The 24,579-nt window shown below is 64.7% G+C and carries 24 protein-coding genes; 11 read left to right on the top strand and 13 right to left on the bottom strand.

Features of this window, described 5'->3' with window-relative positions; all coding sequences use genetic code 11:
• Position 1 precedes the first annotated feature (1 nt).
• The 3 genes from hpnE to AP428_RS27185 all read right to left on the bottom strand — a co-directional run bounded on the left by hpnE (position 2) and on the right by AP428_RS27185 (position 2,708).
• Positions 2 to 1,255, bottom strand: coding sequence for a hydroxysqualene dehydroxylase HpnE (gene hpnE / locus AP428_RS27195; protein WP_011548764.1), 1,254 nt, complete (start codon positions 1,253 to 1,255; stop codon positions 2 to 4).
• A gap of 13 nt (positions 1,256 to 1,268) precedes the next feature.
• On the bottom strand, positions 1,269 to 2,117 hold the full coding sequence (gene hpnD, locus AP428_RS27190; protein ID WP_041489446.1) for a presqualene diphosphate synthase HpnD: 849 nt from the start codon (positions 2,115 to 2,117) through the stop codon (positions 1,269 to 1,271).
• 258 nt (positions 2,118 to 2,375) lie between these two features.
• On the bottom strand, positions 2,376 to 2,708 hold the full coding sequence (locus AP428_RS27185; protein WP_006480205.1) for a hypothetical protein: 333 nt from the start codon (positions 2,706 to 2,708) through the stop codon (positions 2,376 to 2,378).
• Between the two features lie 189 nt (positions 2,709 to 2,897).
• Between AP428_RS27185 and AP428_RS27180 the strand changes: the two genes are divergently transcribed.
• A complete protein-coding gene (locus AP428_RS27180) occupies positions 2,898 to 3,782 on the top strand; it encodes an alpha/beta fold hydrolase (RefSeq protein ID WP_011694908.1) in 885 nt (294 codons plus the stop codon).
• A gap of 15 nt (positions 3,783 to 3,797) precedes the next feature.
• Here the strand turns inward: AP428_RS27180 and AP428_RS27175 are convergent, their stop codons facing one another.
• The 3 genes from AP428_RS27175 to AP428_RS27165 are packed head-to-tail and all read right to left on the bottom strand — an operon-like array spanning position 3,798 to position 5,723.
• The gene (locus AP428_RS27175; protein WP_011548761.1) at positions 3,798 to 4,739 is read right to left on the bottom strand and encodes a GGDEF domain-containing protein; all 942 of its coding nucleotides are present in this window, start codon (positions 4,737 to 4,739) and stop codon (positions 3,798 to 3,800) included.
• Positions 4,736 to 5,362 (bottom strand): chemotaxis protein CheC, encoded by a 627-nt coding sequence (locus AP428_RS27170; protein WP_011548760.1) that lies wholly within the window; start codon positions 5,360 to 5,362, stop codon positions 4,736 to 4,738. The genes AP428_RS27175 and AP428_RS27170 overlap by 4 nt, the downstream gene beginning before the upstream one ends.
• The gene (locus AP428_RS27165; RefSeq protein WP_011548759.1) at positions 5,355 to 5,723 is read right to left on the bottom strand and encodes a response regulator; all 369 of its coding nucleotides are present in this window, start codon (positions 5,721 to 5,723) and stop codon (positions 5,355 to 5,357) included. Before AP428_RS27165 ends, AP428_RS27170 begins: the two co-directional genes overlap by 8 nt.
• Positions 5,724 to 6,194: 471 nt before the next feature.
• Here AP428_RS27165 and AP428_RS27160 point away from each other — a divergent pair, with 471 nt between their 5' ends.
• Complete coding sequence (locus AP428_RS27160; RefSeq protein WP_011548757.1) at positions 6,195 to 8,444, top strand: hybrid sensor histidine kinase/response regulator; 2,250 nt, start codon at positions 6,195 to 6,197, stop codon at positions 8,442 to 8,444.
• Positions 8,445 to 8,516: 72 nt separating this feature from the next.
• On the opposite strand, the gene AP428_RS27155 is transcribed toward AP428_RS27160, so the two are convergent.
• Entirely contained in the window at positions 8,517 to 9,071 is a 555-nt protein-coding gene (locus tag AP428_RS27155) for an NADPH-dependent FMN reductase (RefSeq protein WP_006480199.1), read from the bottom strand.
• Positions 9,072 to 9,439: 368 nt separating this feature from the next.
• Between AP428_RS27155 and AP428_RS27150 the strand changes: the two genes are divergently transcribed.
• Both AP428_RS27150 and AP428_RS27145 read left to right on the top strand, forming a co-directional pair.
• Positions 9,440 to 10,039 carry an RNA polymerase factor sigma-70 gene (locus tag AP428_RS27150; RefSeq protein WP_041489655.1) on the top strand — a complete coding sequence of 200 codons (600 nt, stop codon included), beginning with the start codon at positions 9,440 to 9,442 and terminating at the stop codon, positions 10,037 to 10,039.
• The gene (locus AP428_RS27145; RefSeq protein ID WP_011548755.1) at positions 10,017 to 10,235 is read left to right on the top strand and encodes a zf-HC2 domain-containing protein; all 219 of its coding nucleotides are present in this window, start codon (positions 10,017 to 10,019) and stop codon (positions 10,233 to 10,235) included. Before AP428_RS27150 ends, AP428_RS27145 begins: the two co-directional genes overlap by 23 nt.
• 147 nt (positions 10,236 to 10,382) lie before the next feature.
• Here the strand turns inward: AP428_RS27145 and arsC are convergent, their stop codons facing one another.
• On the bottom strand, positions 10,383 to 10,739 hold the full coding sequence (arsC, locus tag AP428_RS27140) for an arsenate reductase (glutaredoxin) (RefSeq protein WP_041489445.1): 357 nt from the start codon (positions 10,737 to 10,739) through the stop codon (positions 10,383 to 10,385).
• Between the two features lie 975 nt (positions 10,740 to 11,714).
• Here arsC and parA point away from each other — a divergent pair.
• Positions 11,715 to 12,377, top strand: a complete 663-nt coding sequence (parA, locus tag AP428_RS27135; protein WP_006480195.1) for a ParA family partition ATPase — start codon at positions 11,715 to 11,717, stop codon at positions 12,375 to 12,377.
• 23 nt (positions 12,378 to 12,400) lie between these two features.
• Positions 12,401 to 13,462: a ParB/RepB/Spo0J family partition protein gene (locus AP428_RS27130; protein ID WP_011548753.1), complete on the top strand. Its 1,062-nt coding sequence runs from the start codon at positions 12,401 to 12,403 to the stop codon at positions 13,460 to 13,462.
• Positions 13,463 to 13,554: 92 nt separating this feature from the next.
• On the opposite strand, the gene AP428_RS27125 is transcribed toward AP428_RS27130, so the two are convergent.
• Positions 13,555 to 14,922, bottom strand: a complete 1,368-nt coding sequence (locus AP428_RS27125) for a replication initiation protein (RefSeq protein WP_006480193.1) — start codon at positions 14,920 to 14,922, stop codon at positions 13,555 to 13,557.
• 1,823 nt (positions 14,923 to 16,745) lie between these two features.
• On the opposite strand from AP428_RS27125, the gene AP428_RS27120 reads away from it, so the two are divergent.
• A complete protein-coding gene (locus tag AP428_RS27120; protein WP_011548751.1) occupies positions 16,746 to 17,927 on the top strand; it encodes a DNA-binding protein in 1,182 nt (393 codons plus the stop codon).
• 135 nt (positions 17,928 to 18,062) lie between these two features.
• On the opposite strand, the gene AP428_RS27115 is transcribed toward AP428_RS27120, so the two are convergent.
• The 3 genes from AP428_RS27115 to AP428_RS27105 form a co-directional block, all read right to left on the bottom strand.
• Positions 18,063 to 19,082 (bottom strand): tyrosine-type recombinase/integrase, encoded by a 1,020-nt coding sequence (locus AP428_RS27115; protein WP_011548750.1) that lies wholly within the window; start codon positions 19,080 to 19,082, stop codon positions 18,063 to 18,065.
• 102 nt (positions 19,083 to 19,184) lie between these two features.
• On the bottom strand, positions 19,185 to 19,562 hold the full coding sequence (locus AP428_RS27110) for a DUF2471 family protein (protein WP_011548749.1): 378 nt from the start codon (positions 19,560 to 19,562) through the stop codon (positions 19,185 to 19,187).
• 141 nt (positions 19,563 to 19,703) lie between these two features.
• Positions 19,704 to 20,315 (bottom strand): helix-turn-helix domain-containing protein, encoded by a 612-nt coding sequence (locus AP428_RS27105; protein WP_006480189.1) that lies wholly within the window; start codon positions 20,313 to 20,315, stop codon positions 19,704 to 19,706.
• A 158-nt stretch (positions 20,316 to 20,473) separates the two neighbouring features.
• On the opposite strand from AP428_RS27105, the gene AP428_RS27100 reads away from it, so the two are divergent.
• A complete protein-coding gene (locus tag AP428_RS27100) occupies positions 20,474 to 21,673 on the top strand; it encodes a glycine C-acetyltransferase (protein WP_011548748.1) in 1,200 nt (399 codons plus the stop codon).
• A gap of 13 nt (positions 21,674 to 21,686) precedes the next feature.
• Positions 21,687 to 22,715 (top strand): L-threonine 3-dehydrogenase, encoded by a 1,029-nt coding sequence (gene tdh, locus AP428_RS27095; RefSeq protein WP_011548747.1) that lies wholly within the window; start codon positions 21,687 to 21,689, stop codon positions 22,713 to 22,715.
• Positions 22,716 to 22,900: 185 nt separating this feature from the next.
• On the opposite strand, the gene AP428_RS36035 is transcribed toward tdh, so the two are convergent.
• The gene (locus AP428_RS36035; protein ID WP_226292220.1) at positions 22,901 to 23,095 is read right to left on the bottom strand and encodes a hypothetical protein; all 195 of its coding nucleotides are present in this window, start codon (positions 23,093 to 23,095) and stop codon (positions 22,901 to 22,903) included.
• A gap of 180 nt (positions 23,096 to 23,275) precedes the next feature.
• On the opposite strand from AP428_RS36035, the gene AP428_RS27090 reads away from it, so the two are divergent.
• Both AP428_RS27090 and AP428_RS27085 read left to right on the top strand, forming a co-directional pair.
• Positions 23,276 to 23,881 (top strand): TetR/AcrR family transcriptional regulator, encoded by a 606-nt coding sequence (locus AP428_RS27090; RefSeq protein WP_011694925.1) that lies wholly within the window; start codon positions 23,276 to 23,278, stop codon positions 23,879 to 23,881.
• Positions 23,882 to 23,945: 64 nt separating this feature from the next.
• Positions 23,946 to 24,425 carry a nuclear transport factor 2 family protein gene (locus AP428_RS27085; protein WP_011548744.1) on the top strand — a complete coding sequence of 160 codons (480 nt, stop codon included), beginning with the start codon at positions 23,946 to 23,948 and terminating at the stop codon, positions 24,423 to 24,425.
• Positions 24,426 to 24,579 lie beyond the last annotated feature (154 nt).

Here is a 24,579-nt window from a genome sequence, read left to right as displayed (position 1 = left end):
TTTATTGCGTCTGGAGCACGTCCGCGGCCAGCTGGCCGGAACGGATCGCGCCCTCGATCGTGGCGGGCAAGCCGGTGGCAATCCAGTCGCCCGCGAGTACAAGATTGGTCCAGCGCGTACGCACGGCCGGACGTTTCATTTCCTGCGACGGCACCGCCGCAAAGCCCGCGCGCGGCTCGACGACGAGCTGCCACGCGGGAATGGTTTCCGGGTTCGCGCCGCTCACGCGCGCGACGTCTTCCCAGATGCGCCGCGCGAGCGTGTCGCGCGGCATGTCGAGCCAGCGACCCGCATCGCGGATCGTCGCCGCGAGCAGCCCGTCGCCGGTCCGCACTGCGTCGACGACGCCGTTGACGACGGTCGTCTGCAGCGGATTGCCGGTCGACGCGTCGACCGCGAAATACGCGGTCACGACCGCGCTGAACGTGTCGGGCGCCGCGAGTTCGGGCACGAGCGGCTGCGCGACCTCGGGCGGCACGGCCAGCACGACCGCGTCGCCCGGCGCGAGATCAATGCGCTCGCCGCCGATCGACACCGCATCGACCGCATTACCGTGCGCGCCGAATTCGAACGCGTCGAGCCGCGAATTCAGGCGGATCTGCGCGCCGCCGTACTGCAGCATCCGCAGCGCCGGTTCGACGAACGCGCTGCCGAGCCCGCGACGCGCGACGAGCGGGCGGCAGCCGGGGCCGCCCGCGGCAAACGCGCCGCGCAGCGCCGCGCGCGCCAGCTCGGCGCTTGCGTGGCGCGGCTCGATATTCAGCACCCCAAGGAAAAACGGCCGCAGCCAGCGATCCCACAGCACGCCGTCGCATCGCATCGTCTGCGCGAGCGAGCGGCCCGTGCGGGCGAACGCGAGCGGGGCGAGCGCGAGGTAGTCGAGCGGCGTCGTGCCCGGCGCGCGCGACGCGGCATCGAACAGCCACGACGGCCAGCGGCCGTTGCCGAAGCGCAGCGTCCAGCGCTGCTGCGACGCGACGTCCACGACCGGGCATTCAGCCAGCGCGGGCCCCGCGAGTTGATCGGCCGCGCCGATCGCGCGCAGGTAGCGCTGCGTCGCGGGCTGCCCCGCGAAAACCGTATGCAGCCCGCTGTCGAGCGTCGTGTTCAGCGTCCCGTCGAACCACGAGCGGCAGCGGCCGCCCGCGTGTGCATGCGCGTCGTGCAACACGATGCGGCGCCCGCGACGTTGCAGCTCGACCGCGGCAGACAGGCCCGCGAGTCCTGCGCCGATCACGTGGACGGTTCTGGGCATCGCCTCGGTCGACTCAGAACAGCGCGTAGCGCGCGGCGATCATCAGCATGCGCGCCTTCGGCTTGCGCAGCGGCGCGCGCGGCGCGGCAAAGCCGCGTGCGATCGCGGCCTCGAGAATGCAGCGATACGCGCCCGACATGATGCGCGGCGCCTTCACCTGCGCACGCGGGCAGGTGTCCATCACCGCATCGGCCTGGCAGAAGTGCTCGAGCGCGCGCTCGACGAGCGTCGCGCACACGCGCGGCAGCGCCGGATCGCGCACGATCGTCGCCGGATCGGTGATCGCGATGCCTTCGCGCGCGAGCAGCTCGCGCGGCAGGTAGCACCGGTTGATCGCCGCGTCGTCGTCGATGTCGCGCAGGATGTTCGTCAGTTGCAGCGCGCGGCCCAGGTGGTGCGACAGCGCGATCCCTTCGGCTTCCGGCATCCCGAAGATCCTCACCGATAGCCGGCCGGCCGCGCTCGCCACGCGATCGCAGAAGAGGTCGAGCGTCGGCTCGTCGGGCGCGCAGATATCTTCGGCCGCGTCCATCGCCATTCCGTCGATCATCGCGTGGAAATCGTCGCGCTGCAGGTTGAACGCGCGGATCTCGCGATCGAGCGCGACCAGGTGGCGCGGCGGCCGACCGGCGAAGCAGGCGTCGATGTCCGCGCGCCAGCGATTCAAGCCCGCGTTGCGCTCGGCGCGCGGCAGGTCGCTGTCGGCGATGTCGTCGACCGCGCGGCAAAACGCGTAGACCTGGAACATCGCATCGCGCTGCACGGCCGGCAGGATGCGCATCGCCAGATAGAAAGAACTGCCCGATGTGACGGCAGCGGCGTCGGTTTCTTGTTCGTCCACGACGGAATGGGAAACGGCCAAGACGAGCTCCACGGAGACACCCACGCGGGGCGATTGAAGAAGCCATGCCCGGCAGGGATGGTCAGGGCGTCGAATGCGTGCGGGATAGGCGAACGATCGACGCAGACAGGCACAAATTACCGGCCGGAAGCCGGAATTGGCCGAAAGTATAGCAATCTTTGAAGTTCGATGGCGGACACGCGCCATGTGTGGCGGGGTGTTGAGCGCCCTGGAGAGGGCGGCGCGGCCGGCCTCGGCGAACGGGCCTCGCGCGACGCGTCAGCCGTAGACGATGTCGCGCTGCAGATCGAGTGCGATGAGCCCCATTTCGCGTGTGAGCTGCAGCATCGAGCGGCGCTCGAGGCGCGAGCCCATGAAGCTCGTCACGCGGCCGTCGGGTTCGGCGGTGAACTGGAAAACCGCGCCGCCCGTACCGAACCACGCGCCCGGCACGTCGGGCGATTCCTGCCAGTCGATCTGCTCGAATACGCGCGCGATGCCCGCGCGCACCAGGTCGCCCGGGCCGATCGGCGGCGCGATGTCGCCGAGGTCGTCGAGCGAATAGGGGCCGGGTTTGTTCGGCTTCCGGTAGAAGAGATAGTCGACGTTCATGGGGCGCAATCGCAGGCAAAGCAACAAATTAGCGCGCTTCGGCACAAATTCAAATCGGATACCGACGAAATGTGGCCTGCGCGACACAAAGGGACGGATCGTTGCCGCCCGGGAAACGCGCCGCGCGATCGCGTTTCGATGGCGGCCGGTTCGTCTAAGATGACACCTTTCTCGAAAAATACGGACACCATGGAGACGAACGACAACGCCACCCCGCAGTCCGATCATCCCGTTTTCGTGCTCGTGCACGGCGCGTGGCATGGCGCGTGGTGCTACGCCCACGTGGCGGCCGCGCTGGCCGCGCGCGGCTACCTGTCGATCGCGCGCGACCTGCCCGCGCACGGCATCCATGCGCGCTTTCCCGCGTCGTACCTCGCCCGGCCGCTCGACAAGGACGCGTTCGGCGCCGAGCCGTCGCCGGTCGCGAACACGACGCTCGACGACTACGCGACGCAGGTGATGCAGGCCGTCGACGACGCGTACGCGCTCGGCCGCGGCAAGGTCGTGCTGGTCGGGCACAGCATGGGCGGCCTCGCGATCACGGCGGCAGCCGAACGTGCGCCGGAAAAGATCGCGAAGATCGTCTATCTCGCGGCCTTCATGCCCGCGTCGGGCGTGCCGGGCCTCGACTACGTGCGCGCGCCGGAAAACAAGGGCGAGCTGCTCGGCCCGCTGATGCTCGCGAGCCCGCGCGTGGCCGGTGCGCTGCGCGTCGATCCGCACAGCGGCGATGCCGCGTATCGCGAACTGATGAAGCGCGCGCTGTACGAAGACGTGCCGCAGGCCGACTTCGATGCGGTCGCGAACCTGATGAGCTGCGACGTGCCGGCCGCGCCGTTCGCGACCGCGATCCCGACGACCGCCGCCCGCTGGGGTGCGATCGACCGTCACTACGTCAAGTGCCTGCAGGATCGCGTGATCCTGCCCGCGCTGCAGCAGCGCTTCATCGACGAAGCCGACGCGTTCGCGCCCGGCAACCCGACCCACGTGCACCAGCTCGACAGCAGCCATTCGCCGTTCGTGTCGCAGCCGGCCGTGCTGGCCGGCGTGCTCGCCGACATCGCGAAAAGCTGAGCGGGGCGGGCGCGGTCAGTCAGCGTACGCGACCGACCGATCGCGCCCGAGCCGCTTCGCACGATAGAGCGCGGCGTCGGCCTCGTTGACGAGTACGTCGCAGGTCAGCGCGCCGGCTTTCGCGCAGGTGCCGCCCACGCTCGCCGTGACCGGCACGCTGACGCCCTCGGCATCGACCGGCATGCTGCCGATCGCCTCGCGCACCTTGTCGGCCACCCGCATCGCCTCGTCGAGATTCGTGCACGGCAGCAGCAGCGCGAATTCCTCGCCGCCGAAACGCCCGAACGTATCCTGCGCGCGCACGATCGACGCGACGCGGCGCGCGGTCTCGCGCAGCACGGCGTCGCCCGCCGCATGCCCGAAGCGGTCGTTGATCGTCTTGAAGTGGTCGAGGTCGAACAGCAGCACCGACAGGTCGCCGCCGTAGCGCTGCCAGCGCGCGAATTCGTCGCCGAGCCGCGCCTCGAAGAAGCGCCGGTTCGCGATGCCGGTCAGCCCGTCGCGGTTCGCGTGTTCGCGCAGCTTCGCGACCGCTTCCTCGCGCTCTCGTTGCATCACGCTCACGTGCGTGACGTCCGAGATCGTCACGCACACGGCCTCGACGTCGCGGCCGCGCGTGAGCGGCATGAACGTGCAGTCCTGCTGCATGTAGTCGACGCCGCCCGTGATCGGCCGGTCGTGCTCGAAGCGGAACAGATAGGGCCGCTGCTCCCACGAGCTGAACGCGAAGCTGCCCAGCTGGAACACGCTCTCGAGCTTGCGCGACAGCCACGCGCGCGGCAGGTCCGGAAAGCAGTCGAAGATGTTGCGGCCGATCACGTCGGCGGCCGGGATGCCGCTGTGGTCCTGCATGAAGCGATTCCACATCAGGACGGTCATCGAACGGTCGAGCACGAACAGGCCGAAGCCGACCCGCTCGATCACGAGGTCGCTCAGCGACGGGGCGGCGGCCGTCATAGCGCGGACAGCAACGCGTCGAGCGCGTCGCCCATCAGGCGGATCGAATCCTCGGCCATCAGCATCACGAAATGTGCGCGGAACGTATGGTCCTCGAGCCCGAAGTTCACCTCGAGCAGCAGCGCGACGCTCCACCCCAGTTCGTTCGGCTGGAAGACGTCGTCGAACGACACGTTCGCACCGAGCAGCCCCGGCGGAAAGAACACGGGCTTGCGGCCGAGTTCGTCGAGGATCGACGCGACGCAGGCGCCCATCAGCACGTTCGCGACGTCGAACACGATCTCGTCCGGCGTCGCCATCCCGCCGTACACGCCGTCGCCGAAGGTACGGTCGACGACCGACATGAGCCGCGCGACACCCGCCGTGCGGCACAGCACGATCGCCTCGCCCTTGATGTCGGAACGGAAGCCCTGGCGCACGGCAGTCACGTTGTCGTGGATGCCCGTCATCTCGCGCAGCGCGTCGCCCGCGTCGGCCGCTTTCACGACGCGCACGCGCGGCACCGACAGCTCGATGAAATGCCCGAGCAACAACGCAAGCCGCGCGGCGGCGCGGCCCATTGCAAGGTTGGCGATTTCCTGCAACGCGTCGCGTTGCTCCGCCGTGAACACCGATTCAGGCATACAACCCATACTCCTTGAGAATGGGCAGCAATGCCTCCGACGTCACGGGCTTGGCAACGAATGCGATCGCGCCCAATTCACGCACGCGTGCTTGCGCCTGCGGCTGGATATCGGCGGATACCACGATCACGAACGTGTTCAGATCTTCGTGGCGCAGTGTTTCCAGGACCTGATATCCGCTCATGTCGGGCATCGTCAGGTCCAGAAACATCACGGAAGCTTTGCCGTCACGATAGAGCGCCAAGGCCTCGCGACCATTCGCTGCATACGCGACGTCAACGTCCCAGTCTCCCGGCAGCGCCTTTGTCAGAAGTTTGCGAGCGAGCAGCGAATCGTCGGCAATTACAATCGGCAAAGGCATGGGGCGATGCGGTATACGGAATGGTCTCTCTCGCGTTAACGACCGCGCGGCGCTCTTCTTTAGTGCCTTGCGTTTCGGGCGCGGCCAACCGCCTTGCGACCAGGCACGGGCGCCGCGACGCAGGTGCGCGCGACGCACCGCGCGGCAATCGCCGACGGGCGCATGTATCTGTCATAGGGAAAGCAAGGCGCGATTCTCGGAGTAAACCGGAGGCGATGCAACTCGCCATTTTCACCATTTCGAACAGAATCGGTCCGATCGCGCGTGATTCCGAAAACAGCCGCGACCATTTTCGAGATAAGCACGCAAAATTTTTCCTTGTGTACGTTTGCGCTGCCGGATTCGTCGCGTTTTCAATCTGACGGTTTACCTCTGTCATATACGACAGGTTTGCGCCCGTACGGCACCGCACGGCGGGCCACCGCAACTCGTTTATGATGGCAGACACCTCTGCCTCACCCGCTTTCCTCGATGACGTCCGAACGGCCTGCCGACTCCCGCGCCCCCGCCCCTTCTCCCGCCGACGACTGGCAGGATGACGGCAGCTACGCGTCCGGCGCACCCGAGCACGATTTCGCGGTGCGCCGCGTGACGCTGATCGTGCTGCTCGTCGCGGCGATCGTGCTGCCGTGCATCTACGTGGTGGTGATGGCGTACAACGACCTGAAGGCGCGCGAGGCCGCCGCGAGCGACGTGACGATGCGCACGGTGCGGGTCGCCGAGGAACACGCGCTCAAGGTATTCGACCTGAGCGAAACGCTCGATGCGCGCATCGTCGACCTCGTGCAGGACATGGACGACGCGACCGTGCGCAGCAAGGAGTCCGACATCCATGAAGCGCTGAACACGATCGGCGGCGGCTATCCGCAGGTGGCCGCCGTGTCGATCTTCGGCGCGAGCGGGATGCTGCTCGCCAACAGTCTCTACTATCCGGCGCCATACGCGTCGATCGCGAACCGCGACGATTTCGCCGGCATCCGCGACGGCAAGGTCATCGAACACATCTCGCGGCTGATGATGGGGCCGCTCAAGCTCGAGAACATTCCCGTCTTCAACACGGGCGTCGCGCGACGCCATAGCGACGGTTCGTTCGCCGGCATGGTGTCGATCGCGCTGAAGTCGTCGTATTTCAATGCGTTCTACCGCGACCTGCTCGGCGGCGCGAGCACGCCGATGACGATGGCGCTCGCGCGCTCGGACGGCGCGGTGATCGCGTCGTATCCGCCGCCGCCGTCGCTCGCGCACACCGATCGCTCGGTCACGTTCGGCAACCCGCGCAACGATCCGCGCGCGGGCGTGGTGCGCGTGGGCCACGACGGCGCGAGCAGCGAGATCGTCGCGTATCGCCAGGTCGGCAGCTATCCCGTCTACGTGACCTGCGCGTACCGCACGTCGGCGATCTGGCATGAATGGTACGAACACCTGAGCGTGCTGTTCATCTCGATGTTCGCGCCGTCGGTCGCGCTGTGGTCCGTGATCTGGCTGTCGCTCAAGCGGCTGAAGGCGGAAGAGGAAGCGTGGGACCGCTGGCAGGCCGAAGCGTCGATGCGGCGCTCGATCGAATCGGCGTACCGGCAGTCGCGCAAGATGCAGGCGCTCGGCAATCTCGTCGGCAGCGTCGCGCACGACTTCAACAACCTGTTGATGATCATCTCGAGCAACGTGCAGATCGCGCGGCGACGCGGGGTCCAGCATCTCGACAAGGAGCTCGGCGCGATCGAGCGCGCGCTGAAGAACGGCCAGTCGCTCACGCGCCAGCTGCTCGGCGTCGCGCGCAAGCAGCCGCTGCACAACGAGACGATCGACATCGGGCAATGGCTCGGCACGTGCCGCGAACTGCTGAAGACGTCGCTCGGGTCGAAGTCGTCGCTGGTCGTCGCGATCGAGCCGGGCGTCTGGCCGATTCGCGTCGATGTCGCGGAGCTCGAGCTCGCGGTGATCAACCTCGCGGTCAACGCGCGCGATGCGATGGCAACCGGCGGACGCTTCACGGTCGGCGCACGCAACGTCACGCTGCGCCGCGAGGACGGCTTCCCGCTGACCGGCGACTTCGTGCAGATCTCGCTCGACGACACGGGTTCGGGCATGGCGCCCGACGTGCTCGCCCGTGCGTTCGAACCGCTGTTCACGACGAAGGCGCAGGGGATGGGGACGGGGCTCGGCCTGCCGCAGGTATTCGCGTTCTGCGAACGCTCGGGCGGCCTCGCGACGATCGACAGCGCGGTCGGCGCGGGGACGTCGGTGCGTCTGTACCTGCCGCGCGCGCGGGCCGAGGACGTCGTCGCGCGGCCGGCAGCCGTCGCGCACGAGGGGGGCAACGGCGCGCTCGCCGGTCTGCACGTGCTGCTGGTCGAGGACAACGACGAAGTCGCGGCCGGCACGGAAGCGCTGCTGTCGCTGCTCGGTCATCGCGTGACCTATGCGCCCACCGCCGACGATGCGTTGCGCCTGATCGAGGGCACCGCAGCGAACGACGCGTTCGATCTCGTGATTTCGGATATCCACATGCCAGGCCGCCTGAACGGCATCGACCTGGCAGAAGCGGTCGAAAAGCGGCCGGGGAAGCTGCCCGTGATTCTCGTCACGGGTTATGCGGAGGAGCTCGACCGTACGCGCACCGTCAACGTCCGCGTGCTGTCGAAGCCGTTCGACATCGCGCTGCTCGACGAGATCCTGCTGGGCATCCGCGAAGCGCGCGACGCACGACACGCCGGCGCGTGATCCGCTCTTGGTTGGGGGGGCGGCGCCGCCGCGACGGCGTGAGCACGCGCGGCGGCGATCAGGCCAACGAGGTCAGGCCGATTTCAGCAGGCGCACCCAGCTCGCGTAGCGATCGACGAAGCCCTGCAGGAACTTGCGGGTGTCCTCGCTGACGATCTGCCCCTGGTCGTCGATGCGCGCCGGGTCGTGCTTGATGAACATCTCGGGCTGACCGAGCGTCTTCACGTCGAGGTACGCGAGCACGTTGCGCAGGTGCTGCTGCGCGAGCGCGGTACCCACCGCGCCCGGCGACGTGCCGAGCACCGCGCCCGGCTTGCCCGACCACGAGTTGGAACCCCACGGGCGCGAGCCCCAGTCAAGCGCATTCTTCAGGACGCCGGGAATCGACCGGTTGTACTCGGGCGTGACGAACAGCAGCGCGTCGGCGGCTTCGATCGACTGCTTGAAGCGTTTCGCGACTTCCGGGAAATCCGCGTCGTAGTCCTGGCTGTACAGCGGCAGCTCGCCGATCTCGACGAACTCGAACGAAAAATCGGCGGGGGCGAGCGAGATCACGGCGTGCGCGAGCGCGCGGTTGGTCGAAGCGCGACGCAGGCTGCCGACGACGACCGCAATACGATAGGACATGACATTCTCCTTCCGGTGAGTGAGGAATCGGATCGATTGCTTCCGAATGGGCGACAAAGGTCTGTTTATAGGCAAGCCAGCCCGCGAGCCGTCCCACGGGGCCGTCCGGCCGACTTTCCACAAGGTTTTCCACAGAAATTGTGGATAACTCGACCGTTATGTTCTGACGTTACAGATTGCCCGACGCGCATCGCCGGCGACGCGCGAGACGGGGTTCGGCAAGCATAGCGCAGCGCGGCAGCCGGTTCCGTGAATTCGTGACGGAACATTGCGTTGCAGGCGAAGACCGCGCCCAGTAAGCTGCACGCACCGCGATGCGTCCGCTCCGTGACGCACGCGCGATCGCTTCGAGACACCGCCATTCACTCATGCTGTCCGCACACGACGACCCCGCCTATCTCGCGCAACTGCGGCACGACCTGCTGCGCTTCGCTCGACTCCAGCTCCGCGATGCCGACGCAGCCGAAGACGCCGTGCAGGAAGCGCTGGCTGCCGCGTGGTCGCATGCCGGCGAGTTCGCCGGGCTGTCGGCCCACAAAACCTGGGTGTTCGGCATCCTGCGCAACAAGCTGATCGACGTGCTGCGCGCACGGCAGCGGATGGTGAGCCTGACCGCGCTCGATGCCGAGCTCGACGGCGAATCGATCCTCGATCGCGAATTGTTCAAGGACAATGGACACTGGGCCGCGCATGCGAAACCGCGACCGTGGCCGAAGCCCGACACGCTGTTGCAGCAACAGCAGTTCTGGACGCTGTTCCAGGTCTGCCTCGACCATCTGCCGGAGCAGATCGGACGCGTGTTCATGATGCGCGAATTCCTCGATGTCGAGATCGCGGACATCTGCAACGAATTGACGTTGACGACGAATCATTGCAGCGTGCTGCTGTACCGGGCGCGCACGCGCCTGCGAACCTGCCTGAGCGAAAAAGGACTGACGACCGAAGATGCTGCCGGGGAAATGTACTGACGTGACACGCCTGCTGTCGGATGCGCTCGATCGGCATCTGACGCTGCACGAGCGCCTGCAGGTGCGCGTGCATCTGCCGACCTGCAGCGGATGCCGCGCCTATCGCGGGCAGATCTCGCTGTTGCGGATGGCCGCGAAGGCGGCGGCGGGGCGGGAGCCGGACGATGATGATGGGTCGTCTTCCGGTAAAGGCTAGACGCCGCGGTGGCGACATATCGTTCCGGGGACGGCTGGCGGCGCGTGCGGCCTGACGGTCGTGTCGGTCTGGATTGCCGTTACGTTTACGTGTGCAGGGCTGAGTCAGGCCGCGTTGATGCAATAAGAAAAATACGCCGGACAAGAATTATTCGAACAGCGCCTTCACCGACTCGGGCGGACGACCGATAGCCGCCTTGCCGCGGTACACGACGATGGGGCGTTGCAGCAGGATCGGATGAGCGACGATCGCCGCGTAGGCTTCAGCGTCGGTCAGGTCCGCGCGGGCAAGGTTCAGCGTCTGGTACGGCTCCTCGCCGTCGCGCAGCATGTCGCGAACCGGGCGGCCGAGTTGCCGATGCAGCGTTTCCAGGTCCTCGACTGTCGGCGGCGTCTTCAGATACTCGACGACGTTCAGCGGCACGCCGGCCGTATTCAGCGACTCGACCAACGCAAGCGTCTCGCGGGACTTCGAGCATCGGGGGTTGTGGTAGATCGTGATCATCATTCAAGCCTGGATGGTGGAGCCCTGTATTGTAGCCAGTCTGCATGGGAGGCTCGGCGGGTGGGGCAGCTGAGATCGTGTGGCCTTCCTCGTGGCAGTCGGTCGCTGGCGCGGTTCGGTTTAGTGATGCGCCGTGATCGCGAGAGGGTGAGTGTTTGATGTCGTGAGACACACCTCAGCGAGTGGTTGTTTATGCGCATAAAGTGCGGGCAGGCAACGGCTTCATGGAGACTAGAGAGCGGCGGTTAGCCCGCCTGATGTCTCGTGAGGGCTGTCTCGGGCGGCAAAAAGAGCGCGGGGATCGCGGGACACTTCGGGTCGCTTATGCGCATAAAGCCTGCGAGGTGAGGTGCGGCTCCAGGCATTGACGTATGTCGACAGGGATACGGCACCGGACGACGGTCGTATCGATAGGCTATCGTCCCAACATCATTGCGCGCCTGACGTAGGCCAGGTCTCTGCCTTCCCCTCCATCGTAGGTCATCGTTGCGTCCGGTTTATGCGCATAAACGCTGCGGGCAAACGGAACGTTGCCTCGATGCATACACGTTCAACGACGTGCCTCGGGGCCGTGCATCTGACTCCGGCCAGCAGAACACACTTCTCTGTGGCGAATCCCGAGCGCTCCAGCCACGAAGTCGATCACCCCGACCGCCGCGGACTTTATGCGCACAAACTTCCGGCTCGCCGGCCACTCGCCGCGTCCAGCGAGAGGGCAGCACACCGAGACATCGCCGCGACGAACCGCCCCGGCGTTGGAGCACAAGAGATCCACCATCGAGCACTGCATCGACCGCTCTACATCAGTCTCGCCATCTCCTACACGCCGTCCTAACCGGCAATCCAATTTCCATCACGCCGTTTATGCGCATAAACCGATAGTCCGAATGGCCAACGCGTAGTTGTTGAACGACAATTTCATTGAAATTCAAATATCGTCCTGTAGAATTCCAACGACCAAAACAGGAGTGAAAATTGGCCGCGGAAATCATTGCAGTCACTCAACAAAAAGGTGGCGTCGGCAAAAGCACGATTGCCATGCATCTCGGCGCCGCGTTCCATGAAAAAGGGAAGCGCGTCCTCGTCATCGACGCAGACCGTCAAAACACGCTGGTTCACTGGTCGAGCGCATCCGGCGACAGCGACAACGGCATCCCGTTTCCGGTCGTCAATCTTGCCGAAGCCGACGGCCAGATCCATCGCGAGATCAAGAAGTTCATCAACGACTACGACATCATCGTCGTGGACTGCCCGCCGTCGATCACCGAGAAAGTGTCCGGCGTCGTCCTGCTGGCCGCCTCGATTGCCGTGATCCCGACATCGTCGTCGCCGGCCGATTACTGGTCGAGCGTCGGGCTGGTCAAACTGATTCAGCAGGCGCAGGTGATGAACGAAGACCTCCGCGCGGTCTTCCTGCTGAACAAGACCGAAGAGAAGCGCATGCTGACCCGCGAGCTCAAGCGTGCACTCGAAGAACTCGGCTTCCCGCTGCTGAAGACGCAGATCCCGACTCGGGAAGCGTACAAGCAGGCGATGGCGCTCGGTCAGACCGTGCTGCAAATGAACGATCGCGGCGGCAAGCTGGCCGCCGCCGAAATTCGCGCATGTGCCGACGAAATCGTCGCCATGCTGCCCTGACTTTATGCGCATAAAGGAGTCACATGAAACCCTCCCAATTCGCCAAAGGATTCCAAGCGCGCCCGGATATCACGACGAGCGAGAAGCGCACCGCGCTTGATCGGCTCAATGCGATCGACGGCATCGTCAAGTCCGAGACGCCGACCCCGGTGCCGACCAAATCCGCGAAGAAGGACATCGCACCGCCGCCTGCTCCGGCATTCGCGATCGATCCGTCCATCGACGAATCGCCGCAATACCGCGCGTGGCGCCTCGAGAATCGCTATGCGCCCGGGCAGGTGATCGAACTGCCGCTGAAGGCCATCAAGCACAGCCCGTTCAACCCGCGGCACTTCTATCTGAAATCGTCGATTGCCGAACTCGCGGTCAACCTTGCGAAGCAGGGGCAGCAGCAGGCGATCCACGTGATTCCGGATTACGACAATCCGGGCACGTATTTCGTCAGCGATGGTGGCCGCCGCGTGCGGGCGCTGAAGGAAGCGAACAAGGAGTCGGTCAAGGCGATCGTGATCGACGTGCCGATCGGCATCCAGAGCTACAAGCTCGGCTACGACCTCAACGTTCAGCGCGATTCGCAGACGGTGTTCGACAACGCGGTCGTGTGGCGCCGCTTCCTCGACGACAAGCATTTCCAGAGCCAGAAGGAGCTCTCCGAGCATCTCGGCCTCGACGAGTCGACGGTGGCCGTCGCGCTGTCGATCGGCAAGTTGCCGGAAGCGATCATGCAGGAAATGGTCGCGCGTCCCGATCGCTTCGGGTCGAACATGGCGTATCAGGTCGGTCGCTATCACAATGCGCGCGGCACCGAGGCCACGCTGCGACTGATCAACAAGATCGTGTCGGACGATCTCAGCACACGCCAGGTGTCGGACATCGTCAAGGGCCGCGTCGCGGCACAGGAGACGCCGAAGGCCGCGGGCCGTCAGCGCTATGCGCAGCGTCTCGAGATCAAGCTTGGCGGCAAGTCGGTCGGCGACCTGAAGTCGTATGGCGAAGACCGCATCGAACTGCGCCTGCGTGGCCTCCCGAAGGACAAGCGCGACGCGATCCTCGAGCAGCTCGAGCGAATGCTGTTGTCGGAGTAAGGGAAACGGCCGGCAAGGCCTGGTGAGGCCGCCGGCCCTGCCCGATCAGGGGTGGGGACCGGCGGTGGCCCGTCAGCGGGCCTGAGCGGGCCTCAAGCGGCCCGCGACTGGTTCAGCGTGAACGACAGCAGGTCACCGTCCGTCGGCTCGCCCCAGGTCTTCTGGGCCAGCCAGTCGAAAAAGGCCGTCTCGGCCAGCTTGGAATCGAGGCCGCGCTTGCGCCAGTCGTCGCGCAGATGCGAGCCCATCGTCGGCAACGCCTCCGACTCGAACGACTCGCGCGCCACTTCGCGCTCCGCGTCGCCCTGCTCTTCGTACAGCACCTTCGCTTCCTTGCGGCGGAACGCTGCGAACTCGCTCAGCAAGCGCGCCTTCAGATCGTCCGGCTGCGCAGCCGCAACCTTCGCGGAAGGCGTGCCGGCCGGCAGCGCGTCGACCGACTCCACCGGCGGCGCATAACCCTTCTTCAGCGCGTCCTTGAACAGCGCCGGCGCGCTCCGCACCGGCGGCAGCGTCGTGCTGCGCATCCGCTGCTCGGTCATCTGCAGCGCGGCACGAATCCGGTTTTCCTCGCTGTCCGCATAGAGCGTCTGCGCTTCCTTCAACGGGATTCCCAGCTTCACCATCCGGTCGACCAGCGTGCTGTCGAACACGTTCGGGTGTTCGTCGAGCGCGAGCATCGGCTGCTTGCGCTCGGTCACGCGGAACTGGATCTCGGCCACCCGACGCCCTTCGCGGTGCTCGATCAGCTCGACGAAGATGTTGGTGACCGCGTTGACTTCCGCGATCGCGGGACGCAGGTAGTCGCGCTTGAAGTACTTGTACTCGCGCTTCGCTTCGTCGCCGGCTTCCGTGTCGGGCGTGCCCGACAGGATCGGCCGCCACCATTCCCACGGCTCGCGCATCGTCAGGTGGCTCGGGTTCGTCAGGTAGCGCACGCAGATCTCGTACAGCGCGAGACCGGCGCTGCTGCGCAGCTGGCTCTGGAACTGCAGGCTCAGCCGCGCATACTGGACCGGGTCGAGCAGCTTCTTCTTGATCTTCGGCGCGAACGAGAATTCGACCCACACGCGGCGGGTGGTCGGGTCCTCGAGAATTTCCGCATCGGCGATCAGCGTGGAGATCCCCCACTTGCGGCCCGGCTTCTGGCTCGACGTCCCCGTGCTCCATTCGACCTGCACCGACACCATGCGGCGCAGGTGTTCCTTCACCAATGCGGTGTCGTTCGAATCGAAAGCGGAGTTCGCGACGATGTCCGACAGCAGCGCGCGATATGTATCGCCCGAGTCGTCGGCCTGCTGCGCGACGGCCAGCAGGACATTGAACAGCTTGCGAGTGAGGAGCGTGATCTTGCCGCTCTTCGGCTGAATGGCGATCGCCTCGACGGCCTTTCGCAATTCGGCTGAACTGGCACTCACCACATCCACATCGGTTTTCTTGGCGCGCTTCGTCGTGGCCATACGTCGGGTCGGAGGAGAAGTTTCCCGGAAGGATAGCGCCTGCGGTGATGTGCGTCCAGAACGACATGCTCACCATAGCCGGTGAAGCGTGCCGGCAAAACGGCACTCACCCGAACAGCTCCCGAAAACGCTCACCGGTCCGCCAGTGCGGCGTTCCGGACTCTTCCAGACGTGCCGCGGCATGCGCCGATTCACAGAATTTCACCTGTGCGCGACACGTGCGAAATTGGCTCCCGTATCGGCTCACCTTTCGATTTGTCGTAATTTTGCGACTGCGCAGACGTGAGTTCGACACAGGGCCGCGATTGCACCTCACCGCACCTTTTCCGACTGTGCCGATCGGCCTGTATGCATGTACAGGCGCGGGTCGCCGAGATATCGATCTGGCTTCGACACATGGAAAAGCGCGGTCGAAACCGGCATGCGCGGCCCGATCAGTGCCTATTTGGCCGGGCCGGGCGCGCATTGTACAGCGCGCAGATCGTATCCGGTCCCGAAAATACTCACCTCAAGCACAGCATGTTGATTCATCCGGGTGCCGACGAAGGCCCGACACACGGGCGACCGGCTGCCAATGACTCCCGAAAACACTCACCTCAACGAAAAAATGCGGCACAGCAACGGGTACGGAAATGGCTCCCGAAAAATCTCACCGTAACCGCCGCGGTATCAAAAATCCCAATCTCTTCCGATACTTATGCACAAAAGGCATTTGGCTGTGCATCGCCAGGAGCCCCCGAAAAGCCTCACCTTTCGACGGGTATCCTTCATACGACAACCGTATGTCGCCCCCCGAAAACTCTCACCTGTGCCAAAAAGTGGCACAGCAAAAACGAGATTTCTTCCAGTCCTGGCGGGCTTTTCGACGAATTCCGCCCCTCACAGGTCCCGAAAAACCTCACCTTTGACCATTTTTTCAGCAAATACGTCTCCCGGAAAACCTCACCTGTAAGCCAAGTCGGAGCCTGTGATCCATGCCCCGAAAAAGCTCACCTTAAGGCGAACGGGGCAGGAAAACCCGGATTTCCCTCCCGAAAAGTCTCACCTTTGGGGCATCACAGGCCCAGGAGAGCACTTTTGCTGTGCAAAATGGCGTCCACTTCCCGCAAATCCTCACGGCAAATTTCCGTGGAGTCCCGTGGAACCTCACCTTTCGCCAAATTTGCCCAAAAGATGGGCAGAATCGGGGCGCGAAGCAGGTCCTGCAAATTCTCACCTATGTCTGCACAGGCAGAAAACTGTGAAGTCAGGCACAGCGCGGCTTCTACGGCTGTGTGGCCCCGAAAACCCTCACCTTCAGGAAAACGTGTGTTTTACTGTGATCCCGAATCCGCTCACGACCCTTCCTGCAACGGCTCACGCAGCTCCCTGAACCCCATCACGTCAGCTCCCGCAGAAGATCACCTTGGCTCCCGTAAAACTTCACCTTGTCGGCCGGAGAGCCTTGCAGCATAAGGCTGTGCCGTGGCGTTAACGTTTTTAACTAAGGGTTCAAGGGTGTTTACTTCTAATACTCTCAAGACATCGGGCTGACGAGTTTTCCACAGACACCTCAACCCCAGAACACCCACGGGCGAACAGCTCCGCTGTCATGTGAAACAAAGGCCAAAATTCCGGGTCCGCTGAAAAATGCTTATGCGACAAGGACTTGAATAACTTTCTTCGCTTTGTTTCACGGAATTCCGGCTCACCTTCGGCAAGATTGGCTCCCTGATCCGATTTCTGTGCAAAACGACGTAAATTCACAACGGACCCTCGAAACAGGTATCAAGTAATACGTATTTCGTTATGATTGCCACAATTCATTGTCTGTGAGCGTGGTCATGACCCTGGACGAAATGCGTCAAGTCATTCGGGAAGAACTGGAATCGCTGCGTGCAAGCGGTGCGCGGCGCCAGGAATTGTCGCTGCACGCATGCAAGCGGCTGTTTTTCGATCTCGGCATTCGGCCGTCGGCCGCCAACGTCCGCGATCTTACCCAGACCGGCAGCGCCAGCGACATCCCGAAAGACATCGACCATTTCTGGGAACGCATCCGTTCCGCCTCCAAGATCCGGCTCGACGGCGCGGCGATCCCGAAAGCCGTCGAGGAAAAAGCCGGCGCGTTGCTCGGCGCACTCTATGAAGAGGCATTGAAAGCGGCGCGCGACAGCCTCGACGCCGACCGCGAACAGGTTCGCGCCGACATGGCCGACGCCGAACAGCGCTTGCGCGACGCGACCATCCGCCAGGAAACGCTTGAAGGTGCGCTCGCGCGCGGGGAAGCGAGAAACGAGCAATTGCAGGCGCGGGTGACCGAACTCGAAATTCAGCTCGCGTCGCAAACGACCCACGGTTCGGCAAGCGAAGCAACCTTGCTCACCACAGTCGCCCGACTCGAAAAGGAGTTGGCCGCGGCCGCCGGCCGCATCGATGCCGAACAGGCGCAGAACGCTGCGCTGCGTGACCGCATCGATGCTTTGCAAGCCGAATTGCAACAGCGCACCGAGCACTACGCGCAGCAAATCAAGGATGCGGTGGCGGAAGCCGAACGCCGCGTCAAGCCGATGCTGGTCGAACTGGACTCATTGCGCAGCATGGCGTCGACCTACCAGAGCGGGTTGCGCGACGTTCAGCGCAAGGAATTCGATTTCCTGCAGCAGTTGAGTTCTGCCAAGGCGCGTGCTGATCGGCTCGAGGAACAGTTGCGCAGCCAGAGCGACGAACTGGAACGCGCCACGCGCGACGTGAATTCGTTGCGCGCGAACCGCGGGATGAATCCGGAAATCGCCGCGCTGCTGCGGCGCCTGGCCGATGCCGGACAACTGGACGCGGACGCGTATGCCGCAATCGGCACCTCGCTGGATCAGGAGATTCCGGCCCCGGCGCGGTGCCCGCATTGCGACGGCGAACCGGAGCTGTCACATGGCGACGAGGGTTTTGAAGTCGCGTGCCCTGAGTGCGAGCACGCTTCGGGCGCGTGGCCGTCCCGCTTCGAAGCCGTCGCCCGTTTTGCGCAAACCTGACCGGGAAGCCGGCGATGCGCACAGGTGAGATGATCCGGGAAGCTTGAGGTGAGGTTTTTCGGGAGCTGTGAAACGGTGAGGCTGCGCCACGCAAGGCTGCTCACGGATCGCGTCGCGCGAGCAGCCGTTTCCTGATCAGTGAGTTTCGTCGCGGTCGGACGCGTCACCGTTGCTGTCGGCCAGCCCGTCGCGCCAGTTTTTCCACGCGCGATGCAGGCGATTCGACGAGATCGGCCGCATGAAGCCCAGCCATTTGCCGACCCGCTCGGGCGGCACGTCATGCTCGAACAGTTCCGCCGCGTAGGTATTGCGCAAGGTTTGCGGGCTGGTGCGTGCAGTGCGCGACGACGTGAGCCCGGCCGATTCGACGATCGCGTCGATCGCGCGCAGCATCGTCGCCTTGTGCATCGGCCGTCCGGCGTGCGACGCGGGGAAGACGAGCTCCCCCGGAATCTCCTGGCGTTTGCGTTCGGTGAGCCAGGCTTCCAGCAACGCGATCGCGAATGAGGCCAGATGAGTTTCGCGTGCGTAATCCGGATGCGTCGATTCGATCCGCAGCGACGTGTTGCTCGTATTGATGCAACTAATCGTAAGCGCGCGCGCTTCGCCGGTTTTGATGCCGGCGCCGAGAAATGCAGCGACGAGTGCGCGGTCGCGACGCTCCTTCCAGTACGCGGAACCCGACACGCCGATCGGCGAAAACAGATACGCGAGCAACGTCGCGCGTTCCGCCGGCGTGAGGAAGCCGGTCGGTTCGTTGTCGCGGGCCTTGCGCCAAGTCGCTTCGCCATCCTGAGCAATGAAGCGGGCCGGATTGGTCGATGCATATTCGGTGCGGCGAATATGATCGAGCACGCGCTCGATCAGCCGCAGATAGCGCATTCGCTGCGTTTTCTTGATCGGCAACTCGCCGACGAAGTTCGCGATGGTCGGTGTATCGACCGTCGCCAGGTTCTTTTGATGCGCGCGCATCCATGCGAGAAACGCGCCCCATTGCGCGCGATAGACATCGGCCGACGAGCGGCGATAGTCCTGCATTGCCAGCCATGCGTCGAACGCGGCTTCGGGCGAAAGAACCCAGTCGGACGCATCGCGGTCGAACAGGTCCTTTTCTTCCGGTGGGGCGGCGGTGTCGGGAGAGGCGGGAAGGGACATGGTATTAATTCCGTTAGTTGCGTATATGGTAGCCCTTTCCGCAACGTCTCGGGCAGCAAAAGGGTGAAGCGGCCGCCCTGCGCGGCGGCCGCGGTTGAGCCGTCAGTCGCCCCACGCCTTGGACGGGCGGAGAGGGCGCGACGGACGCACGGTATCGTGTGTCGTTGCCGCGGCTTCGTACGCGAGAACGGCGAATGAAAAGACCGCGGGCAGCGCGTTCGAGCGCCCGAAGTCGATTGGATCGTCGGTCTCGGGAAACGTCATGTCCGACGGCCGTTCGAACAGTTGACGCATGCCGGCGTCGTGCCGGCTCGCAAAGCCGAGATCGGCGAGCGCCTCGGCTTCGATCGCGTGCAGCAGGCGCCACGTCAGCGGCACGCGCTGACGGATGTACCGCCCGGCGATATGGCGAACGATCAATTCGAGGTCATGCGCGGCAGCCTTGAAGCTGAGCGCGGCCAAATCTTGTTCTTCTGTCATTGCAGGCTCCTGTCGACCGGAGCGGGCGCCTCGGTGCGCCGGCTCCGGCCCATGCATGGCGGAATGTCCGTATACTGTACAAACATACAGTACTTTCCGCAACTGGCCTGCAACTGACCTTTTGGCCGACTACCCGCGCCGTCAGCGATGGATCACGATCAACAAGGCCCGTGCTTCGGCCTTGCCGGGATTGCGGATTGCATGCGGCTCATCGGCCGGGTAACGCGCGGTGTCACCCGCCTTCAGGCGTCGGCTCGCCGCGGCGGCCTCGATTTCCATCGCGCCCTGCAGCACGGTGAGGTGCTCGCGCGTGCCCGGTTCGTGCGCGTTCGATACCAGGGCGCCGCCGCCCGGCAGCGTCAGTTCGTACCACTCGAACTTGCCGGCGAGGTCGATCGGGCCCCATACGCGCAACTGGTACCGGCCGTCGTGGCCGGCGAGCGTCGGAATGTCGTGCGGGCCGTCCACGCGGATCGTCTCGGGCGCCTTCGGCTGCGAGAACAATTCGTCGAGCGTGATGCCGAGCGCGTTCGTCAGCCGCCATGCCACGGCGATGGTCGGGTTGGCCTTGTCGCGTTCGATTTCGGAGAGCATCGATTTCGATACGCCGGCTGCGCGCGACAGGTCATCGAGCGTCAGCTTGCGCTCGTTGCGCAGGCGCTGAATCTGCTCGCCCACACGCGGCGGGGTCGCGGCCGGCGGCTGCGGGGCGGCGTCGGCGGCCGGGCGCCGCGATCCGGAGGAACTTGCCATTTGGATTCCGTTCGCTTAGAGTTGTTCGATATTTCGAATTCTAGTTCGGAATATCGGATAAATGCGGTCAACCGAACGACCGACTATAACAGTAGCAGGCCGTTGCGCCGCCACGAGCGGTGCGCTGCGGAATGCGAAACCCTGTCAGGAGCTTTGCGATGCGTGATGCCTTTCTCGCCCAGGTGCGCGGGACGCTCGACCAGATCCGCGCGGACGGTTTTTACAAGACCGAGCGCGAGATCGCGAGTCCCCAGGCGGCAGCCGTGCGGCTCGCCGGCGGTGCCGGCGTGCTCAATTTCTGCGCGAACAACTATCTGGGTCTGGCGAACGATCCGCGCCTGATCGACGCGGCGAAGGCCGGCCTCGACCAGGACGGCTTCGGCATGGCATCGGTGCGCTTCATCTGCGGCACGCAAACCGTCCACAAGCAACTGGAAAGCGCGCTGGCCACGTTTCTCGGCACCGAGGACAGCATCCTCTATTCGAGCTGCTTCGACGCGAACGGCGGGCTGTTCGAAACATTGCTCGACGAGAACGACGCGGTGATCAGCGACGAACTGAATCACGCGAGCATCATCGACGGCATTCGCCTGTGCAAGGCGAAGCGTTTTCGCTACAAGAACAACGATCTGTCCGACCTCGAGGCGAAGCTCAAGGAAGCCGACGCCGCTGGCGCGCGCCACAAGCTGATCGCGACCGACGGCGTGTTTTCGATGGACGGCATCATCGCCGACCTCAAAGGCATCTGCGATCTCGCCGATCGCTACGGCGCGCTCGTGATGGTCGACGATTCGCATGCGGTCGGCTTCATCGGCACGCACGGCCGCGGCACACCCGAGCACTGCGGCGTCGAAGGTCGCGTGGACATCATCACGGGCACGCTCGGCAAGGCGCTCGGGGGTGCCTCGGGCGGCTATGTCGCCGCACGTCGCGAGGTGATCGAGCTGCTGCGCCAGCGCTCGCGTCCGTATCTGTTCTCGAACACGCTCACGCCGAGCATCGCCGCGGCGTCGCTGAAGGTGCTGGAACTGCTCGGCAGCGACGAAGGCGCGAAGCTGCGCGAGCGCGTGCGCGAGAACGGCGCGCGGTTCCGCAAGCAGATGACCGAAGCCGGCTTCACGCTCGTGCCCGGCGCGCATCCGATCATCCCGGTGATGCTCGGCGACGCGCAGCTCGCGACGAACATGGCCGACAAGCTGCTCGGCGAAGGCGTCTACGTGATCGGCTTCTCGTTCCCCGTCGTGCCGCGCGGCCGTGCGCGCATCCGCACGCAGATGAGCGCCGCGCACTCGCCCGAACAGGTCGACCAGACGGTCGCCGCGTTCGTGCGCGTCGGCAAGTCGCTCGGCATCATCTGACGGAGGCGCGACCATGAAAGCACTGGCAAAGCTCGAACGCGGCCCCGGCCTCACGCTCACGCGCGTGAAGCGTCCCGAAGTCGGCCACAACGACGTGCTGATCAAGATCCGCCGCACGGCGATCTGCGGCACCGACATCCATATCTGGAAGTGGGACGACTGGGCGCAGAAGACGATTCCGGTGCCGATGCACGTCGGCCACGAATACGTCGGCGAGATCGTCGAGATGGGGCAGGAAGTGCGCGGCTTCGCGATCGGCGATCGTGTGTCCGGCGAAGGTCACATCACGTGCGGTTTCTGCCGAAACTGTCGCGCCGGGCGCCGGCATTTGTGCCGCAACACGGTGGGCGTCGGCGTGAACCGCGAAGGCGCGTTCGCCGAATACCTGGCGATTCCGGCGTTCAACGCGTTCAAGATTCCGCCGGAGATCTCCGACGATCTCGCGTCGATCTTCGATCCGTTCGGCAACGCGACGCATACGGCGCTGTCGTTCAACCTCGTCGGCGAAGACGTGCTGATCACCGGCGCGGGCCCGATCGGCATCATGGCCGTCGCGATCGCGAAGCACGTCGGCGCGCGCAACGTCGTCATCACCGACATCAACGACTATCGGCTGGAACTCGCACGCAAGATGGGCGCGACGCGCGCGGTCAACGTCGCGCGCGAGTCGCTGCGCGACGTGATGGCCGACCTGCACATGACCGAAGGCTTCGACGTCGGGCTCGAGATGTCAGGTGTGCCGAGCGCGTTCACGAGCCTGCTCGAGGCGATGAACCACGGCGGCAAGGTCGCGCTGCTCGGCATCCCGCCCGCGCAGACGGCGATCGACTGGAACCAGGTGATCTTCAAGGGGCTCGAGATCAAGGGCATCTATGGTCGCGAGATGTTCGAGACCTGGTACAAGATGGTCGCGATGCTGCAGAGCGGCCTCGACCTGTCGCCGATCATTACGCATCGTTTCGCGGCCGATGATTACGAGCAAGGCTTCGCCGCGATGCTGTCCGGCGAAAGCGGCAAGGTGATTCTCGACTGGACGGCCTGAGTCGAGTGAGTGTCGAGACGGGGCAGTGCGGCGCGATCGCCGCCTGCCCTGTTTTCGTTTGCACGCGCATCGTTGCGCGTCGGAACGCGTGATTCAGCGCTTGAGGTGAGATTATTCGGGAGCTGTGTGTGCGTGCCGAATCGCCGCGCGATCCCGCATCGGTGAATGGCGATTTCACGTCCGCTTCACCTGTCGGTAGCCACCTCGCTTCTTCTCGTCACGCCATTCGGCGCCTGCTTTTCCTTCTTCCACACACTTCCCTGCTTCGCCTGGCAGGCGGGCGTTTGCTTGCCGCCGTATGCGACATCGCGCCGAATCGGGACATCAACCGTGAGCTGCACACAGCGTTGCGCCTCACTGATAGGCGATGCGATCGACATCGATCGGCCTCGACCGGTGCGCAGGCCACCACTTGATCCGTTCACCATTCAATCAGCGCGAATCGAGCTGAAGACTCGTCAGGACGAGCAGACGCTTCAGGCACGATTCAACCTTCCCACCGGCAGGGCCTTTTCATCCAGGCATTGACGGCGGAGAACGATCGTTCTACCGTAAACCCCATGAACACACTTCTCGACTCCTCCGGCGAACCGGGCGTTCGCGACCGGCTGCTCGACGCGGCCGAAGCGCTGATCTACTCCGGCGGCATCCATGCGACCGGTGTCGACGCGATCGTCAAGCGATCCGGCGCGGCGCGAAAGAGCTTTTATTCGCATTTCGAATCGAAAGAAGCACTGGTGGTCGCCGCGCTCGAGCGGCGAGACGAGCGCTGGATGCGCTGGTTCGTCGACGGCACGCTGGCGCGCGGCAAGGCGCCGCGCGCGCAACTGCTCGGCATGTTCGATGTGCTGCGCGACTGGTTCGGGCAGCCCGACTTCCACGGTTGCGCATTCCTGAACGCGTCGGGCGAGATACCCGACGCCGACGATCCCGTGCGCGTCGTCGCCCGTATGCACAAGGCGCGCCTGCTGGCATTCGTGCGCGAGCGCCTCGACGCCTATGCCGACGAAACCGGCATCGAGCGCCGCGGGCTCGCGCGCCTCGCGCGTCAGTGGCTCGTATTGATCGACGGCGCGATCGGCGTGGCGCTCGTCAGTGGCGATGCAAACGCTGCACGCGATGCCCGCGCGACGGCTGAACTGCTGCTCGACACCGCCTCGCGGTAGCCGACGCAGCGAATCCGAACCGGCTGCGTGCGTTCGCGGCCAGAACCCTGAACAGGAGCTACCCATGTCCGCTTCCCCCGAAGTTCGTCCGCCCGTTCCGCCCTTCACGCTCGACACGGCGCGCCAGAAAGTGCGCGCCGCCGAGGACGCGTGGAACACGCGCGACCCGCAACGCGTGTCGCTCGCCTATACGCCGCAAAGCCGCTGGCGCAATCGCGCGGAATTCGTGACGGGCCGCGACGAGATCGTCGGGCTGCTGCAGCGGAAGTGGGCGCGCGAACTCGACTACCGGCTGATCAAGGAGCTGTGGGCGTTCGGCGGCAATCGCATCGCGGTGCGCTTTGCGTACGAGTGGCACGACGATGCGGGCAACTGGTTCCGTTCGTACGGCAACGAGAACTGGGAGTTCGACGAAAACGGCCTGATGGCGCATCGTCACGCGAGCATCAATGATCTGCCGATTCGCGAGGCGGACCGTCTTTATCATTGGCCGCTCGGCCGTCGTCCGGACGATCATCCGGGGCTGTCCGATCTCGGGCTGTGATGATGCGCGCACGCGTTCAACGGATCGGCGAACGCATCACCAAGCTTCAATGGTGAGGAAATTCGGGAGCCGCCCGCTGAAGGTGAGACTTTTCGGGACGAGGTGAAATGCCGCGTCGAACTGGGTGCATTGAACGGATCGACGCGACGTCGCA

The organism is Burkholderia sp. E168m22, assembly GCF_001319805.1.
Taxonomy (GTDB): domain Bacteria; phylum Pseudomonadota; class Gammaproteobacteria; order Burkholderiales; family Burkholderiaceae; genus Burkholderia; species Burkholderia orbicola.
Note: the sequence above shows the minus strand (reverse complement) of the source record. Positions and strands in the feature narration are given on the sequence as shown.

Excerpts from the sequence above, each read along its gene's own strand:
- AP428_RS27175 (WP_011548761.1), bottom strand. The coding sequence starts at position 4,739 with ATGACGGCCGCCGCCCCGTCGCTGAGCGACCTCGTGATCGAGCGGGTC.
- AP428_RS27120 (WP_011548751.1), top strand. The coding sequence starts at position 16,746 with ATGACCCTGGACGAAATGCGTCAAGTCATTCGGGAAGAACTGGAATCG.
- AP428_RS27180 (WP_011694908.1), top strand. The coding sequence starts at position 2,898 with ATGGAGACGAACGACAACGCCACCCCGCAGTCCGATCATCCCGTTTTC.
- AP428_RS27160 (WP_011548757.1), top strand. The coding sequence starts at position 6,195 with ATGACGTCCGAACGGCCTGCCGACTCCCGCGCCCCCGCCCCTTCTCCC.
- tdh (WP_011548747.1), top strand. The coding sequence starts at position 21,687 with ATGAAAGCACTGGCAAAGCTCGAACGCGGCCCCGGCCTCACGCTCACG.
- AP428_RS27130 (WP_011548753.1), top strand. The coding sequence starts at position 12,401 with ATGAAACCCTCCCAATTCGCCAAAGGATTCCAAGCGCGCCCGGATATC.
- AP428_RS27110 (WP_011548749.1), bottom strand. The coding sequence starts at position 19,562 with ATGACAGAAGAACAAGATTTGGCCGCGCTCAGCTTCAAGGCTGCCGCG.
- hpnE (WP_011548764.1), bottom strand. The coding sequence starts at position 1,255 with ATGCCCAGAACCGTCCACGTGATCGGCGCAGGACTCGCGGGCCTGTCT.
- AP428_RS27170 (WP_011548760.1), bottom strand. The coding sequence starts at position 5,362 with ATGCCTGAATCGGTGTTCACGGCGGAGCAACGCGACGCGTTGCAGGAA.
- AP428_RS27145 (WP_011548755.1), top strand. The coding sequence starts at position 10,017 with ATGCTGCCGGGGAAATGTACTGACGTGACACGCCTGCTGTCGGATGCG.
- AP428_RS27085 (WP_011548744.1), top strand. The coding sequence starts at position 23,946 with ATGTCCGCTTCCCCCGAAGTTCGTCCGCCCGTTCCGCCCTTCACGCTC.
- AP428_RS27185 (WP_006480205.1), bottom strand. The coding sequence starts at position 2,708 with ATGAACGTCGACTATCTCTTCTACCGGAAGCCGAACAAACCCGGCCCC.
- AP428_RS27155 (WP_006480199.1), bottom strand. The coding sequence starts at position 9,071 with ATGTCCTATCGTATTGCGGTCGTCGTCGGCAGCCTGCGTCGCGCTTCG.
- AP428_RS27115 (WP_011548750.1), bottom strand. The coding sequence starts at position 19,082 with ATGTCCCTTCCCGCCTCTCCCGACACCGCCGCCCCACCGGAAGAAAAG.
- AP428_RS27105 (WP_006480189.1), bottom strand. The coding sequence starts at position 20,315 with ATGGCAAGTTCCTCCGGATCGCGGCGCCCGGCCGCCGACGCCGCCCCG.
- arsC (WP_041489445.1), bottom strand. The coding sequence starts at position 10,739 with ATGATCACGATCTACCACAACCCCCGATGCTCGAAGTCCCGCGAGACG.
- AP428_RS27125 (WP_006480193.1), bottom strand. The coding sequence starts at position 14,922 with ATGGCCACGACGAAGCGCGCCAAGAAAACCGATGTGGATGTGGTGAGT.
- AP428_RS27100 (WP_011548748.1), top strand. The coding sequence starts at position 20,474 with ATGCGTGATGCCTTTCTCGCCCAGGTGCGCGGGACGCTCGACCAGATC.
- AP428_RS27150 (WP_041489655.1), top strand. The coding sequence starts at position 9,440 with ATGCTGTCCGCACACGACGACCCCGCCTATCTCGCGCAACTGCGGCAC.
- AP428_RS36035 (WP_226292220.1), bottom strand. The coding sequence starts at position 23,095 with ATGTCGATCGCATCGCCTATCAGTGAGGCGCAACGCTGTGTGCAGCTC.
- AP428_RS27165 (WP_011548759.1), bottom strand. The coding sequence starts at position 5,723 with ATGCCTTTGCCGATTGTAATTGCCGACGATTCGCTGCTCGCTCGCAAA.
- AP428_RS27090 (WP_011694925.1), top strand. The coding sequence starts at position 23,276 with ATGAACACACTTCTCGACTCCTCCGGCGAACCGGGCGTTCGCGACCGG.